The sequence below is a fragment of the Bacillus sp. CD3-5 genome (assembly GCF_006349665.1).
GTDB lineage: Bacteria > Bacillota > Bacilli > Bacillales > Bacillaceae_G > Bacillus_A > Bacillus_A paranthracis.
Genome location: NZ_VEPX01000002.1, coordinates 75412 through 90547 on the forward strand (window position 1 = coordinate 75412; position 15136 = coordinate 90547).

The following is a 15136-nucleotide window of genomic DNA, read 5'->3' on the forward strand; positions in this document are numbered from 1 at the left end:
GCTCTGCTTTTCACTTCATTTAACGTCAATATATTTCAATCTTATTGTATGTTTCATTCTGCAAATTATGTTTATCGACTTCTATAAAGTGAAACTTTAATCCACTCAAGCTTTGTTTATTCCTGACTAATAATTAGCCTACGCAAATCTTACTGCCTACGAATAATGGGCTAAAATTAATTAATTCGTTTTATATTTAATGAGATGAAACAAAACATTATAATATCAACATTCTATGAAGTGATGATTAACCTACTTCAAGACAATTACATAAATTTCCATTGTAATTCTTAATATTTATATGTAATATTGTATTGTCTTACTATCTATTTATAACTCACACACTAACTAGAAAAGGGAACCTTTAAAGGTTCCCTTTTCTAATTACAGTCATTATTTCTTTTCTAGAAATTCAAATGTATTTTTAAACTCTTTATCATTCACCTTAATATCAGCATCTTTCAATAATTCATTGACTACTTGTTGTTTCCATTTACCTGTCGTGTCTTGTAGTCTTTGCTGTTCTATATCTTTACGAATTGAATCTTTTACTTCATCAAATGGCTTTAATTCTTTTTTATCTGTCACTTTAATAATATGGTAACCGTAAGTTGTTTTTACTGGTTCACTTACTTGTCCTGCATCTAATTTATATGCAGCTTCCTCAAATTCTTTTACCGTTTGCCCTGGAGCAAAACCAGTGATTTCCCCGCCCTGTTCTTTTGAACCAGTATCCTCTGAGTATTGCTTCGCTAAAGCCGCAAAATCTTCTCCGTTATTTACTTTCTCTTTCACTTCTTTAGCAGTCTTTTCATCTTTTACTAAAATGTGACTTACCTTCATTTCTGGTTTATAGTTATCTTTTACATCTTTTTCTGTAACAGTCGCTTTAATCGCTTTCTCAAATGCAATTTCTGGCTTCATTTTTTCTTTTAATTCATCTTCGTTTTTCAATCCAAGTTGTTCTAAAGTCGCTTTAAAGTTCTCACCCATTTTATCTTTTGCTTCTTCTACTTTCTTTTTTGCTTCCTCATCTGAAACTTTATATTTATCGAGCAACGCCTTACTTAACACCATTTGGTATAAAGTACTTTCCCCATATTTTTGTCTTAATTCTTTACTTAACTCTTTCTCTGTAACATTTCCTACTTTTGATGTTACTACGTTGTCTGAGGAGCCACATGCGGATAATGCCAGTACTACGCATGAAATAATTGTTCCTAAAAATAGCTTTTTCTTTTTCAATTCAAAATACCTCACTTTTATTATTATATAAGAATAACTATACAGTGTTGTTGTGTATACAATGTGTTTTCTAGATGTAATTCATTTCATTTGAATAAACTATGTATCAGTAAAGGGACTCTTTACGTATTCATAACACATGTAACTACCTATAGTTACATGCTCTTCTAGTATCCAATTATTTTATCCAATATGTACCGCATTTTTCGCTCTGCCCACACATGTAAAAATTTTGATTCATTAATATTCCCTTAATAATTTATACATTCAGGCTCTGCATAGTAGTGAACTTTATATCATTATCAACTAAAGATTCATATTATACTAATATGCCTTTATAATCTAAACAAAAAACGCAGTATACAATACTGCATCATAGGAGCTGATTTCATGGAGAAAAAACCTATTGTTTTCAAAGTCCCACCAAATTCAAAATTAAAAGTTACATTTTTCGGTCCTTGTAACGAAGTCATTACAAATGTTTCTATAATTAATCAACTTTCTACACCTAAATGTCAAACTATTACACAATATCCAAACTATACGAAATATGAAACTGAAGTACGATTATTATCGAGTTGTTAATCCATTCTATACAAAATCCTTACAATTTGGGTAACTACAAAACCTTATTAATAAACTAAGATTACTCATTTCATGATATTCCATTGATAATTTATTGATTTTTCACACATTTACATCAACCGAACATATATTATCGTATGGAGATTATCCACTCATAAAACCTATCTTTCTTTAGAGCGTACTTTTTATGTATGCTCTTTTTTATTTATCCCTTATTCTGTACATATAAATCTGATCACTTTTATATTTCACGTCGGGTAAATCGACCTGCCCTTTATAAATAATCTAGTCAAGGTGTCCCCCATAATACTTCTTTATTTATTAGACATTCACTACTCTATTAAATTCGTGTATCCATTCAAGCACCATTTATCTAATATATATTCCTTCTAAATTCACCAAAGATGTATTAAAATTCTTTATATACTCAAGGAGGTCAAATATGTTCAAGTTGCATCCCATACTACTCATCTTAGGATTTATTTTATTTTTATATAGTGTACTTGCCTTCATGTTATTCCTTTCTATTCAATAGCAATACCTGCGTAAACCTTTGATAAATATGTAATTTCTATATAGTAATGAAAAAGCCTTTAATTATACGGACATAAATTAAGATGTCTTTTTATACCATTAGGCAACTAGCAAATGTAACGCCAAAGAACTTTTACAACCTAGTTACTTACTCTTTTTATTACCTGCAGAAGATCTAATACTTAAAATAAGATAGCCCTTTCAACATCAAAACTGTAAAAAATAATTTTTAAAATTTACCTTTCATCATTACATCTTTAGCATGTGAAATTTTCATGAAACAAACTATATTTAATCGATTCACTTGTATATTTTTAATAAACAATAATAATCCCCCACCATTCGGTACAGGGGATTAACTAGACCTACTGAAAAGTATTTTATTCTCTTCGTTATTTAATTGGAGAAGGGAATCTTGCTGCTTCAAAATGTGAGCCGTCTTCTGAAGGACTTAAAACTCCGTCTATGCTACTTTGTGCATAAACCTCAACTTGATCTCCTTCATGCAATTGAATAATCGTCGAAACACTTACTACATTTCCAAAACCGATTGGACCAAAAAAGTCATTATCTATAGCTATTGCTGCGTTTCCATTCACACGAATTTCTACCCGTGCTCTATAATTTAAACTTGGATCGTTAGGAAAGAAACCAATCGTTCCAATAAAAGAATATACTCCTTTAGTCTTCGGAATAAAAATAGATGTTTCTGGATTATACTCATTCGCTAAATCAAATTGTTCATTTTGGAATAACACTTTCACAAAAGTATTAGCAGGAACATTTTGATCCACAGTATTTCTAGCTCTAAATGCTGATGCCCTAACAAGACTATCCTTGTTGTCATTACACTTACTATCGTTCTTACAACAGTTATGCTGTTTCTTTTTATATTCTTTACAATACTTACAGTAGTAATAGCAAGACATACTCGTTCCCCTTTCATGCTTATTACTCCATATTATGTAAAAGAGATTCACAATGTTTGGACGAACTATTGTTTTCCCCCTATACTTGTCGCCTATTTATATACACGTAAGCGGAAGACATTTCAATAACACAACAACCTAGTAGTATAGTGATCTCTATTCAAATTTGATAAATCCCTTTACTTTTTATGCATAAAAAAGAACGAACCTACATTCGTCCTTTCACACATTTTTATGATCCAAAGCTTATCATCCAACCTAACATAAATCCAAATATAGAAAACAATAGCATAAAAAGATATAAACTACATGCCCACAATGCATATTTCCGACTTTTTCTTTTTGTGATCATTCCTATGACTGAGCATACCAATCCAATACCAACTATTTGCAGAAAACCTTTACCTATAAATGTTTCTTGTATAAGCAATATAATGTTCAAATATAATAACGCCAGAAAGGCAATAATTAATGAAATAGTCCCCATCCACGTTTCCTGTTTATAAATATGATTCTTTCTTTTTTTTAAGAATGCCAATTCCATAACCTTGCTTCACCTACTTTCAATTTTCTAACTTTTTCGTGGCTCATTAATTTTTCAATTTCTGCTTTAGGTCCTGTTACAACTGCCCCATATGTTTTTACCCCATTTTTTTCAAGGAAAGAAATACGCTTTGACAACTCTAATGTTTTCGCTCTAGATAGCTTCATCGCTAAATCTTCATGCTTTTGTAATGACTTTAACACATCAATAAATTGTTCCTCATGAGGTGAATCACTCACAAAAGCACCACTTGGTCTTGAAATCATATCTGCTGGAAAACCAATCGGAGCAACATACATACCCTCGTCATTCGTTTGCTTCTCCTCTAACCCTGTATTAACGGCATACCAGACAATATCAATAGTGGGAAACATATTCGTTACCTCTTGTACACTCAACAATTCTCTAAAAGATATAAATGCTTCTACAACAGATTCTTGCGGAAGACCCTTTAATACTTGCGCTTCTTCACTACTATTATAGGATGAATTATAATTATTAGGATGAGACAATACCTCGTTATCTATATATGGGACTTCCGGAATTTTTTCATCTGTTGTATATTCACGGCTAACTTTCGTTGCTCTACTAAATATATAATCTGTTTTCTCTTCTCCTATTCGAATATCTTTCTTCCCTACCCTTTTATACAAATCAAAATGCAATTGTAAACTAAGCGGTAACAATGTTTGCTCCATGTCCCTATCTTTCAAAAATACATTTGGTTCTGTTACACTTAATGTTTTATTTACTACATTCCGTATCTCCATTGCGTTTGTAGGTGCAAATACATAGTATGCGAGAGTAGATATATATAATATAGGTTGAATAAGTAATAAAAAAGTAAATACAATTAAAACATTTGTAATACGCGCTCTTTTTTTCCCTATTTTCATCACTTGCTCCTGTTTTCCATTAGAAAGTGCATCCGGCCTTTGATGGAGAGCTTCTTGTAACAATTCTTTATAATCATCTTGTTCAGAATGAGGTTTATCATTTGTCATTTTGACTCTTTTCCTCCTTTAACAATTCTTTTAATCTCTTTCTCCCGCGAAATATGTGACTTTTATACGTGTTTAACTTTAAATCTAATACAGAAGCACCCTCTTCGTACGTTAATTGATGTACGTCACATAATAAAATAGCTTGCGCCTCTACCACTGGTAAAGTATGAATAATCTGAATTAATTTTTCATAACTATTTTTTGCGACTACATACTCTTCTGTAGATTCACCTGCTTGAATTGTTTCTAATTCCTCCGTTCCTACAAAAGCTACTTTTTTCTCTTTCCTAACAAAATCAATAAAGGTATGATATGCCACTTTAAAAAGCCATGATTTCACCTTTTGGTTTTCATAGTCTTCTAGATAAAGAAACGCCCGATAAAAAGTCTCCTGCATCAAGTCCTCCGCTACATGATGGCTACGAGAAAGGGAAAATAAATACCGGTACACATCGTTTATATAAACTTTATATATTTCTTCAATCTCCATCCCCCTCCTCCTTTCATATATAACACGAATAAACAAATTAAAAAGTTGCATTATTTTTCCTTTTTATTCATAAAAAATATTTATACATTTCAATAACTATTTACAATTATAAACAAAACATAAGATGTTATGGCTATAAATATACTTCAAAATGGGGAAAAACGGTTCGGATGTTCTCCTGCTCTTGTAAATTGATAGTCATAGGACAATCTTCCTGTACGATATAACCACAGATAGGATTTCGTTGCTACCTCTCGTCCTGGTTCGCGTTAATAAATGTTCATGTATCTTTTCATATAGTGCCACTATCCATCATTTGTCATGATAAGATAATTCTCATTCTTTCTTCGATCGACGATATTTTCTTATCAAAAAACAACTTGTAGAGTATGTACAAAGATTATCTCATCAGCTATTTACAAATTGTAGATGGAACTATTTGACGCTTACATATATACTCATCCCCCTCAATTATTTCCGCTATTTGCGGATACCTCAAAATTCGGCATCTGTGATAAAGGTAGGTGGGAGCTGGGTTTCCCGTATATATCCAATTGGTAATGGTTAGATTAATAATCGGTTTGGGATACCTGCTCCTATTCATAAAATTTTCAGCTTATAGATTGAAGACAGTTCCATATGGAATCGTAAGAAAAGAACTTCCATACGTTGTGATTTGATGCACTGGATAAAAATACTCCATAGATGAATAATACGGCTGGATACCTTGTTGTTGCATTTGCATTTGTTGTTGCATTTGTAACGCTTGTTGAACAGCTTGAACTGTACTTTGTGCTCCGCTAAACGTTATTGATGTACCATATGCTGGTCGCATACCCGCTTGAGAATAAAAATACGAATAAAACATTTTTTTCAGCTCACTTTCATATAAGTTATTACAAATTATGTTATGATTCTTTATTTCAGTGGGTGCTGAAAGTTAGTCTATTAGCTTTGATTAGGTTTAAAAATTTCTATTATCTCTTACACTTTCATATTTTATTTACAAAGTTTATCTCCTAATACTAATTTAATTTTCGGAGGGGCATTTCATTTACAAGTTTTCGATAATTACTTTACAAACTAAAAAGGTAAAAAATTCACTATTTCTAATTCCATTCGATTACCTTCAAAACTATAAAAATGAATTTTTAAGATTATTAAAGGTAAATTATCTATACATCCTCCACAAAATAAAAGCACCCTAAACGGATGCTTTATTTTTCACTACTATAATTTCTTAGCAATAATTCAATTGTCCACGAATTTCACCATTAGGATGTTGTACTGTATGAACATTAATATAAATGTTTCCAGATATGATTTCATTTACAAGAGTAGCTAATGTTTGACCCGCTAACGGCCCAACCAAATCTTCTTGAGTAATTATTCCCGTAAGCGTTGAACACTCTATTGAAACCGGATTTGTTATAGGTCCAAATAAAAAAGCTACAACAGGACCATTAGTTCCTTTTGCTCCAATATGCAGATGGGCAACTACTACATCCTCTATATCAAATAAATCCAACTTAAATTTTAGGCTAAGCTCGTCATGGCTTAATTTAAAGAAAGCCTCCCCTCGAGCGTCTGTTTCTACTGGTGGAACTTCATTTCTACCACGTAGCTTTGCAAAAAACATATCTATCACTCCTATGCTTTTATATACTACTAATATATTCATACCCTTTATATAAGGTGATAAAGAAGCAGTTGTTAGACCAATAAAAATTCATTTTATATGATAGATTAATTTATCAATTTTATAAAATTCTTCAATTTAACTATAACGTTATTTAAATTTAATTCATATATTGTAGTAGATTACTAGAAGGGAGGTGTAAATATGGAAAGTTGTGTTTTGTTCGTTAATGGACAACCTCTTTTAGTGGTATCAGTTGCTGGAATCGAAATTGCTAGATTAGAACTTTCTCTTCAAGTAGCATTGACTTTAATAGCATTAGGAATTCCAATCTGTGCATAAAAGTTAGGCATTTATAAAAAGAGGGCTTAAGCTCTCTTTTTTATTTTTACCTTTCCTTCACAACAAAAAAAGACGCCATTAAAATCACGGCATCACGTACAATAATTGCGATTTGTTTTATCATTACTTCACTAGCAACCCTAATTCATGTAGAATTTCTGAGAACGAATAGCCATATGCAAAACCTATAATACGAATCCCTGGGGTCCATCTATGTTCTAAATTTTCATTGTATGTTTTCTTATAATACTTTAATTCAGAATCTATATTATATTTGTCGTTAATAATTACTTCCTCACTATGAAATCCATCTATTTCAATCTGAACAGCTACGTACTCTGCTCCCTCAAATAAGGCTTTAATATAACACTTTTCTAATTCCTCTAATGTCATCCCCATTATTAACCTCCTATCATAATGGGCGTTTTGTTCGATAAAAAAGAACATCTGGATCAGTAAATACGAAGATATACAAAAGGTAATCTCATTGAGTATTCAATAGTTTATAAGCTGTTTGCTTGTCCCACAACATATTATATGATTTTTATATAAAAATAGTTCATCCAAAAAAGTAAAAATTACCATTTATTATTTTAAAAGATAGTTACAATCTTATTTTTTAAGCTAGTCTATCAATCGCTCCCTTGTGTTAAAAGAAGCAACTAATTATATTTATGAGTTTAAAAACAGTCACAAATTATCTATATCACACTCTAACCTTATTTTTCTAACCTCCTATACCATCAGCTTCTAAAATTCCTTTCCACAATAAAAAAGCAGCTGTTACGCTACTTTACATTCATTTTATCCCCAAGAGAAATGATATATATATTCCCCCGTTACACTTTGATTAATCCCAGTAATTCTAGCAAATCTCATTAAGTCTGCCCCTTGAAGAAAATACATCGCAAGCATTACTGGCACTTGTGACCACATAAATTGATAAAACTCCTCGATTCTCTGATATGTTGAAACAATTAAATCATTTACAGGCCCTTGATTCCATACAGAAGTTCTAACTGAATTAAACGGAAGATCTTTCCCATTAACCACTATTCGTGCCATACTTTGAGTTATGTCCACAACAATTCCCTCCATCATTACAAAAATTGGACCTGTGTATTTACTCCCTTTGTTATAAATATTCTTTACTTTTATAAATGTTTAAGGCAAACCTCTATTTTTTACTACGATTCAAATGAATTTATTTATTTCAGTAAAAAATCAAATGAATTTTAGTATTTACTTCCTCAACTTCCGGAACATTTATATATTTTATAACCTTGTTTACTTTTAAAAATTCAAAATGCAAAATTACATATTTTATTATCTCAATATTACTTTATTTACTATAACTTAACAGGAATTCATTCCAATCACTTGATAAATCAACATTTGTTATTTAATTCCTTCTTCCAAATTACATACCTTTATTTTTCAACACTATATTCGAATAATTATATTGGAATTTCTTGTTGTATACACATCTATCTTTTTCATGTATTATATACGAGAAGGGTAAGGTAAGAGTTACCCTTTGCCATTTTAGGAAAGGTCCTGTTGGAAACAACAGGACCTTTTTTCATATTAGTAAAAGCAATCTTGATTTACTCATTTAACCCACTCATTACTTCCCCAAATATAGTTTCAACCATTTTTGCTTTAAGCTCTCTGACCTGAAATGCTATACGTTCTCTTCTAAGTAATCGACTACTCGTACTATGCGTGCTTCTCTTTACATACCTAACTTTCCGTACAGCTTGTTTCCCTTTAAAGTATTTCACATAATACAAACAAAAGAACCGTTCTTGTTCCGTCAACTCTTCATCATCTAGCATCTCGTTCACCTCCTTAAAAATGCAGGATTTCCCTTTCCACTATCGAATTAGTAATGTTCGGAAAGGGGGTGTAACATGGCGGAAATTAAAGTGGGACTTACACAATTTTTAGACTTTACACTGAAAAGTAGTGCTGCTAAAACAAATTTTGTAAAGAATTTAAAATCTCAACCTGAATATCACCCGGTTTTTGATTACTGGAAACAATTACGAGAAACTGTTATTAAATTTCATAAAAACGAACTATCTTTTGATTGTTTTGAAACATTAGTACAAACTATTGACCAGAAGAAAAAGCAAAACTACATTGATGTTATAAAACAGTACAAAAAATTTATTAAAAACAAAGACGTCTCTTGGTTTGATCCAGGTAAATCGCATTGGTTATCACATAATTTAATCGTCCGCTCATCGCCTGAACTCGGTTTGCTCATTAATGATGAGCCGCATCTTATTAAACTGTTTTTCAAAGGAAAAAAAGAGCGAATTGATAAATATAACATCAACTCAACACTAACATTATTAAACGAATCAACATTTTCAAATGAATATAACGATGTGAATTATACAGTCCTTAACATCCAAAAGAACAAAATGTATACGAATAACTCTATTAATAATGATCATGTAATAGCTCTTGAATCAGAAGCTCACCAGCTTTGTTATTTATGGAATAAGATATAAAGGGTTTAGGAATCTCTTTCTATGTCTTGTTCATACGTAATTTGGTCACATTTTTCACAAACTACATTCATTTAATGGAAGCTCACCTTCTTGTTTCTCACAAACAATGCAGGGTGGGCGTTTTAAAAAATTAATTTCTTTACCCATTTCAACATCCTAGTTACCCCTTTGAAAGAATAATGTAATACTGTCTTTCTATCACATCTACATTCCCCCTAACTTCTACCGCTAAATACTTCCTAACATGTTCTTACGATTCCTTTCTCGCTCCATATCATGTTTTTCTTTCACTCTATACAGAGTCGCAATTTCCCTTCTTGTTAGCCTTGCTTCTTTTACCTGCATTACTTTATTTAGATGTAATTGTTGCTGGAACTCCGCTAACGCCACTTAATCTCTTCTCTCACAACACCTCATAAAAATATATGGGGAAAAGAACTTTATAGCAATGGCTATCATGAATACAATTTACCTTACTAATAAATAGTAGCCTTACAATTTCAGAAGTTTGACACAGCTCACGAAAAAGCTTATAAAGAAAAGTGAGGTTCCTAATATTCATTTCTAGATTTAAGATGCATATAAGACTAGAACATAAAAAGTAGAATCACACTGGATATCTACTCATATGTACCAGGACTTCAAGAAACTGCGATGGATCAATTTGCTAACGAATTTTTCGAAAAGAAAGGTTCTCCCTTCCACAGCAAATACACCAACTAAATAACCAAAAATATTGATAGTGAAAAAGGAGAAACAAAACATGAAAGAAATCAAATCTGAACAGGAATTCAAAGACATCATCGCAAGCGAGGAGCCAGTAGTTGTTAAGTTCTTTACTACATGGTGTCCAGATTGCGTGCGTATGGACAACTTTATCGGAGATGTGATGGAAGAGTTCAATAAGTTTGAATGGTATTCTATTAATAAAGATGAGTTCCCAAATATCGCTGAAGAGTATCAAGTAATGGGTATTCCAAGTTTACTTGTATATCAAAATGGGGAGAAGCTAGGCCACTTACATAGTGCTAACGCAAAAACTGAAGAGCAAGTTACTGAGTTTTTAGAAGCATACTAAGATGAAAACCCTCTGAAAAATATTTTCTAGAGGGTTTTTTTATTTTTTCCAAATCAGCTGTCAGAAGTGTACATATTTGTACTCCCTTCTCCTTCCCCGGTTATACATAGATCTAAATCGCTTGCATACCCTAACTTTGCACTTTCCAACATATTTTTCCTTCATGAAACTTTGTTATCCACTTCTTAAAAAGCTATAAAACGTCAACAATGTTTGTATAGACCCACACGACTTTCGTTTGATACTCTATTTATAGAAAGAAATTCCTTGTAGAAAGGTGAGTGATTAAAATGGATACTCTTTCTCATAAAGAAGCTGATAAAGGTGCTATTGTCAGCATTTTGGCCTACATATTTTTATCCTCTATGAAAATCATCATCAGTTATATTACCCTCTCTAGCGCATTACGTGCTGACGGTTTAAATAACTTAACCGATATCGGTGCTTCTTTAGCGATATTAATTGGTCTAAAAATCTCTCGGAAACCTCGTGATCCAGATCATCCATATGGGCATTCGCGTGCAGAACAAATTGCATCACTTGTTGCTTCTTTTATTATGGCAACGGTCGGATTAGAAGTTGTTATTAGTGCCATTCAATCTTTTTTAAATCCGAAACAAGCAGCACCTAATGTACTTGCTGCATGGGTAGCTTTATTTTCTGCTGTCGTTATGTACTGTGTGTATTTGTATACGAAAAAGATTGCAGCACGAACAAGAAGTAAATCATTAGAAGCAGCTGCAAAGGATAATTTATCAGATGCTCTCGTAAGTATTGGTACAGTAGTAGGTATTGTCGGTTCGCAGTTCCAAATGCCTATTTTAGATCCTATTGCTGCTTTAATTGTCGGTCTTATTATTTGTAAAACTGCATGGGAGATTTTCGTAGAAGCTTCTCATATGTTAACGGATGGAATCGATCCAGATAAGATGGAAGAATACGCTGATGCGATTGAACATATTGGTGGCGTGGAAAACATCGTAGATATTCGCGCTCGTATGTACGGGAATCAAACGTACGTTGATATTACAATTGAGGTAGATGCTCGTATGGATGTTGGAGAAAGTCACTGTATTACTGACAACATCGAGGCAATGCTTCGGAAAAAGTTTGGCATTTATCATGCGCACATTCATGTTGAACCAATGGAAAAAGAACCTATTATGACATAGGTTCTTTTTTAATGAACGTTTTATGAAATATAACACATAAAACGAGCCAGCTACCGCCAGCTGCCCATCCTGCTAATATGTCAGATGGATAGTGAACGCCAAGATATATTCGGCTAACTGAAATAGATAATACAACAAAGCTCGCTATAAAAATAATCAACAATTTTTTATGCAACGTAATACGTTCTTCTGTAATCGTGACGTATGCAATAAATCCTAAAAAAGCAGTAGCATTCATCGTATGACCGCTCGGAAAACTATATCCAGTTGCAGTAACAAGCTGCGACACATCAGGTCTTGCTCGCTCGTACCATAGTTTAAGCATACTGTTTAAATAACGAGATCCATAATAATTAATTGTTAGAAGTAATGCACTAAGCAACTTTTTTCTAACGAGAAAATACATTACAAGAATAATGAGTAACGGAAAATATATTCTTTTGGAACCGATAAAAGACACCCAAGTAAAGTAGGCTGTCAAATAATCGTTTCGAAAACTTTGAATAAAATGCGCGACTATATTGTCAAATTTCTCAATACAAGCGGTATGATACGAAAGTGATAATACGACAAAACAAATGAGTAGCGTTGAACTTAACAAGTATAAATGTCGATATCGTTTCACATACATAACCTCACTATGCAAAAAAATGGAGCGGTTGTTTTAGTTTTCCTCTCCATTTCTTTTTTATGCATAGTTTATTAAAAAATATAATTGTTAATTGTTTCTTTCATTGTTGGAATATCTTCATTCGTTACTGTAAAGCGAATCACTTTCTCATCAAGATCAAGTGCTTCTGCAAATAAACCTGCTAATCCGCGAGATTTTCTGTCTACTTCCATAATAATCTCTAGGCGATCGTAAGCACTTGGCAAAATCAACAATTCTAGTTCATCTAATTTCCCATAATACTGTCCGGAAACAGGAACAAACTCAAATTCTTGTGCGAATGGAACTTGCTTACGTAGTCGATACGGTAATTCTTCACACTCAATATGACGCGCTTTAAAGCCTAATTGATTGACACTCTCTAACACACTATTTAATAGTGCATTTGGCAACACTTGAATGTAATCACGATCACTTGGATCTATACTACGTTTAATATCAAGGCCTGTGTGTATCCAAACTGTTTTCATTCCAAGAGTAAGCGGTGTTTCAACTGGCATTTTAAATGAAAATGGAATTTCTCTTTTTTCATTCGGCTCAACAGAAAAAGGTTCTGTTAAACGAACTCGCTCTAAATCATATGTTGTTGTTACTTTTTTATCATCTACTTCTCGTACATACGATGTTGATAGCGTTAAGTAAATGCTTTCAATTTGTTGGCTAACGGAACCTCCAGTTATATGAACCTTTCCGTATATCTCTTCACCAACAATATACTCATCTTTTTCAAGAACTGTATCTACTTTTGCATTACCGATACCAACGCTTGCTAAAAACTTTTGAAACATGGATCCTCCATCCTTTCTAAAGCAAAAGCTACATCTTTTTTTAAATCTCGTACATTCTCATAGTACGGCGTTTTCATTTGTAACATTCGCATCAGCATTTCACGGTTGTAATTTTCCAAAGTTAATTCGTCATACCATGGTTTTTCATATTTTTCATTAGATTCATAGCCTGCATATAATAAAAATAATGAGAAATGACCAAGCGCATAAAAATCGCTACGAAAGTGAACTTCTCGCATCAAAGCTTGTTCACCTTCATACGTTGTAGCTCGTTCATCACCCTCACCTTTCAATTTCGCCAACCCAAAATCAATAATACTAATTTGGTTTTCTTTCATTAATATGTTTGGAATGCGTAAATCTCGGTGAATAATACCTTTACTATGAAACACTGATACAATTTCTAATATTTCATATAAAATTTTTAAAACTTCACGTTCTGTATATACATGTCCATCTAAGAAAATATAATCTTCAAAATTTTTACCAGGCATATATTCCATCACAAAAAAGCTTTTTTTCTCCCATACGAAATGATCATATAAACTAGGAATTGCATGATGATTTAATGTTTGTAAAATCATTTTCTCTTGTTCAAATGATTTTCTACCAGACTCATATCTTTGTTTACTTTGTCTTAATTGTTTTAAGACTTTATATCTATTTATTTGTAAATCATTAACGACATATGTAACCCCATAACTACCCATTCCAATTACTGATTCAATTTTATAACGTTCTACAACAATTGTATTTTTTCGCAGTGGTCTATCAAATAAAGCTAGTATACGACGCCATTTCATCAACTACTTGAAAAGAAGCTACGGCTTTTACGTTTTCTTTTATAATGATGATGCCCATAACCAGATGAACGTCGTTTATAATCGCTACTTGAATAAGAGCGACCTCTATGGCGATAATCACTACTAGAATACGAACGATATTTTTTCTTTCCTAATAAAGAATCAATAATTTTTTTGAACATCCCTTCACCTCTTGAGTAAAATTTTCTTTTAATTATACCAAGTATTGCTGGCTACATTTGTGACAAGTTTGTAAAGAGTAAAAAACGACGAGTTAAGCCCGTCGTTACTTTCACTCATCCTCTTCATCAAACACTTCATCAATCATACATTTCTCTAATAAATACTCGAATGTAATATCTGCGAGATCTTCAATTTCTTCTCGTTTTGGGACGTATCCTCTTTCAATTAGTTGCTCATAAAAAAACTCCGCAATCTCTTCCGTATCAATTACGACTTCAATTTCCTTCATGAGCATCACTCCTTTATTTCTGTTTTATGAAAAAATCTCAAAAATATGTATATGAGATTAGAAAAATAGTTTTTCTTTTTTATAGGTCATATCCTTTGGACAAGGTGCATACGATGGTAGTACAAGCTATCAAAAAGGGGGATTATAATTATGGAATATCAATACGAGGTAAAGCAAGAAGTAGGACAAACAAAAGAAGAGTTCATGCATGAAGATCAATGGGCAGACTCTCTTATTAAATGGCTTTTTATTTTTTTAATAATTGTAGGCATACCTTATACTGCATATGTTGTTGTTCAATTCATTCTCTCTTTCTAGT

Annotated in this window: 22 protein-coding genes and 1 pseudogene; 7 read left to right on the forward strand and 16 right to left on the reverse strand. The window is 32.3% G+C overall.

The genetic code is table 11. The features are described 5' to 3' along the window. Positions 1-393: 393 nt before the first annotated feature. The gene (locus FH036_RS05390; protein ID WP_000727481.1) at positions 394-1245 is read right to left on the reverse strand and encodes a peptidylprolyl isomerase PrsA; all 852 of its coding nucleotides are present in this window, start codon (positions 1243-1245) and stop codon (positions 394-396) included. 390 nt (positions 1246-1635) lie between these two features. Between FH036_RS05390 and FH036_RS05395 the strand changes: the two genes are divergently transcribed. Continuing rightward, complete coding sequence (locus FH036_RS05395) at positions 1636-1830, forward strand: hypothetical protein (protein ID WP_000412567.1); 195 nt, start codon at positions 1636-1638, stop codon at positions 1828-1830. A 926-nt stretch (positions 1831-2756) separates the two neighbouring features. Here FH036_RS05395 and FH036_RS05400 read toward each other — a convergent pair. From FH036_RS05400 to FH036_RS05430, 6 genes are all read right to left on the reverse strand, one after another. Beyond that, positions 2757-3293, reverse strand: a complete 537-nt coding sequence (locus FH036_RS05400; RefSeq protein WP_001278095.1) for a C1q-like domain-containing protein — start codon at positions 3291-3293, stop codon at positions 2757-2759. A 232-nt stretch (positions 3294-3525) separates the two neighbouring features. Next, positions 3526-3837, reverse strand: coding sequence for a hypothetical protein (locus FH036_RS05410; RefSeq protein WP_138322057.1), 312 nt, complete (start codon positions 3835-3837; stop codon positions 3526-3528). Continuing rightward, positions 3819-4841 (reverse strand): anti-sigma factor, encoded by a 1023-nt coding sequence (locus FH036_RS05415; protein ID WP_139895484.1) that lies wholly within the window; start codon positions 4839-4841, stop codon positions 3819-3821. Before FH036_RS05415 ends, FH036_RS05410 begins: the two co-directional genes overlap by 19 nt. Then, positions 4831-5331 (reverse strand): sigma-70 family RNA polymerase sigma factor, encoded by a 501-nt coding sequence (locus tag FH036_RS05420; protein WP_000401919.1) that lies wholly within the window; start codon positions 5329-5331, stop codon positions 4831-4833. The genes FH036_RS05415 and FH036_RS05420 overlap by 11 nt, the downstream gene beginning before the upstream one ends. Before the next feature lie 616 nt (positions 5332-5947). Beyond that, complete coding sequence (locus FH036_RS05425; RefSeq protein ID WP_139895485.1) at positions 5948-6199, reverse strand: DUF3947 family protein; 252 nt, start codon at positions 6197-6199, stop codon at positions 5948-5950. A 372-nt stretch (positions 6200-6571) separates the two neighbouring features. Continuing rightward, positions 6572-6970, reverse strand: coding sequence for a CHRD domain-containing protein (locus FH036_RS05430; protein WP_044790676.1), 399 nt, complete (start codon positions 6968-6970; stop codon positions 6572-6574). Between the two features lie 204 nt (positions 6971-7174). Here FH036_RS05430 and FH036_RS05435 point away from each other — a divergent pair, with 204 nt between their 5' ends. After that, complete coding sequence (locus tag FH036_RS05435) at positions 7175-7312, forward strand: DUF3956 family protein (protein ID WP_000443219.1); 138 nt, start codon at positions 7175-7177, stop codon at positions 7310-7312. 123 nt (positions 7313-7435) lie between these two features. Here FH036_RS05435 and FH036_RS05440 read toward each other — a convergent pair whose 3' ends face one another. From FH036_RS05440 to FH036_RS05450, 3 genes are all read right to left on the reverse strand, one after another. Next, the gene (locus FH036_RS05440; protein WP_000525898.1) at positions 7436-7711 is read right to left on the reverse strand and encodes a hypothetical protein; all 276 of its coding nucleotides are present in this window, start codon (positions 7709-7711) and stop codon (positions 7436-7438) included. A gap of 405 nt (positions 7712-8116) precedes the next feature. Further along, positions 8117-8470, reverse strand: coding sequence for a hypothetical protein (locus FH036_RS05445; RefSeq protein ID WP_080776398.1), 354 nt, complete (start codon positions 8468-8470; stop codon positions 8117-8119). A 449-nt stretch (positions 8471-8919) separates the two neighbouring features. Then, a complete protein-coding gene (locus tag FH036_RS05450) occupies positions 8920-9150 on the reverse strand; it encodes a terminase small subunit (RefSeq protein ID WP_000883185.1) in 231 nt (76 codons plus the stop codon). 75 nt (positions 9151-9225) lie between these two features. Here FH036_RS05450 and FH036_RS05455 point away from each other — a divergent pair, with 75 nt between their 5' ends. After that, on the forward strand, positions 9226-9834 hold the full coding sequence (locus FH036_RS05455; protein ID WP_044790679.1) for a hypothetical protein: 609 nt from the start codon (positions 9226-9228) through the stop codon (positions 9832-9834). A gap of 228 nt (positions 9835-10062) precedes the next feature. Here the strand turns inward: FH036_RS05455 and FH036_RS27000 are convergent, their stop codons facing one another. Further along, entirely contained in the window at positions 10063-10224 is a 162-nt protein-coding gene (locus FH036_RS27000) for a hypothetical protein (RefSeq protein WP_014481658.1), read from the reverse strand. A 109-nt stretch (positions 10225-10333) separates the two neighbouring features. Between FH036_RS27000 and FH036_RS27535 the strand changes: the two are divergent. From FH036_RS27535 to FH036_RS05470, 3 genes and pseudogenes are all read left to right on the forward strand, one after another. Then, a pseudogene (locus FH036_RS27535) lies at positions 10334-10557 on the forward strand (hypothetical protein); the annotation flags it as partial. Positions 10558-10597: 40 nt separating this feature from the next. Beyond that, positions 10598-10912 carry a thioredoxin family protein gene (locus tag FH036_RS05465; RefSeq protein ID WP_000658775.1) on the forward strand — a complete coding sequence of 105 codons (315 nt, stop codon included), beginning with the start codon at positions 10598-10600 and terminating at the stop codon, positions 10910-10912. A gap of 290 nt (positions 10913-11202) precedes the next feature. Further along, a complete protein-coding gene (locus FH036_RS05470) occupies positions 11203-12084 on the forward strand; it encodes a cation diffusion facilitator family transporter (protein WP_000380376.1) in 882 nt (293 codons plus the stop codon). Here FH036_RS05470 and FH036_RS05475 read toward each other — a convergent pair. The 5 genes from FH036_RS05475 to FH036_RS05495 all read right to left on the reverse strand — a co-directional run bounded on the left by FH036_RS05475 (position 12074) and on the right by FH036_RS05495 (position 14817). Continuing rightward, positions 12074-12709, reverse strand: a complete 636-nt coding sequence (locus tag FH036_RS05475) for a phosphatase PAP2 family protein (protein WP_000833371.1) — start codon at positions 12707-12709, stop codon at positions 12074-12076. The two genes, FH036_RS05470 and FH036_RS05475, sit on opposite strands and share 11 nt — an antisense overlap. Positions 12710-12786: 77 nt before the next feature. Next, positions 12787-13542 (reverse strand): sporulation protein, encoded by a 756-nt coding sequence (locus FH036_RS05480; protein ID WP_000486607.1) that lies wholly within the window; start codon positions 13540-13542, stop codon positions 12787-12789. Next, on the reverse strand, positions 13524-14345 hold the full coding sequence (locus FH036_RS05485) for a serine/threonine protein kinase (protein WP_000872045.1): 822 nt from the start codon (positions 14343-14345) through the stop codon (positions 13524-13526). Before FH036_RS05485 ends, FH036_RS05480 begins: the two co-directional genes overlap by 19 nt. Further along, entirely contained in the window at positions 14345-14527 is a 183-nt protein-coding gene (locus FH036_RS05490) for a hypothetical protein (protein WP_000473370.1), read from the reverse strand. Before FH036_RS05490 ends, FH036_RS05485 begins: the two co-directional genes overlap by 1 nt. 110 nt (positions 14528-14637) lie before the next feature. Next, entirely contained in the window at positions 14638-14817 is a 180-nt protein-coding gene (locus tag FH036_RS05495) for a YozD family protein (protein ID WP_000658451.1), read from the reverse strand. A gap of 150 nt (positions 14818-14967) precedes the next feature. Between FH036_RS05495 and FH036_RS05500 the strand changes: the two genes are divergently transcribed. Then, the gene (locus FH036_RS05500; RefSeq protein WP_000456537.1) at positions 14968-15135 is read left to right on the forward strand and encodes a DUF3930 family protein; all 168 of its coding nucleotides are present in this window, start codon (positions 14968-14970) and stop codon (positions 15133-15135) included. Position 15136: the final 1 nt, after the last annotated feature.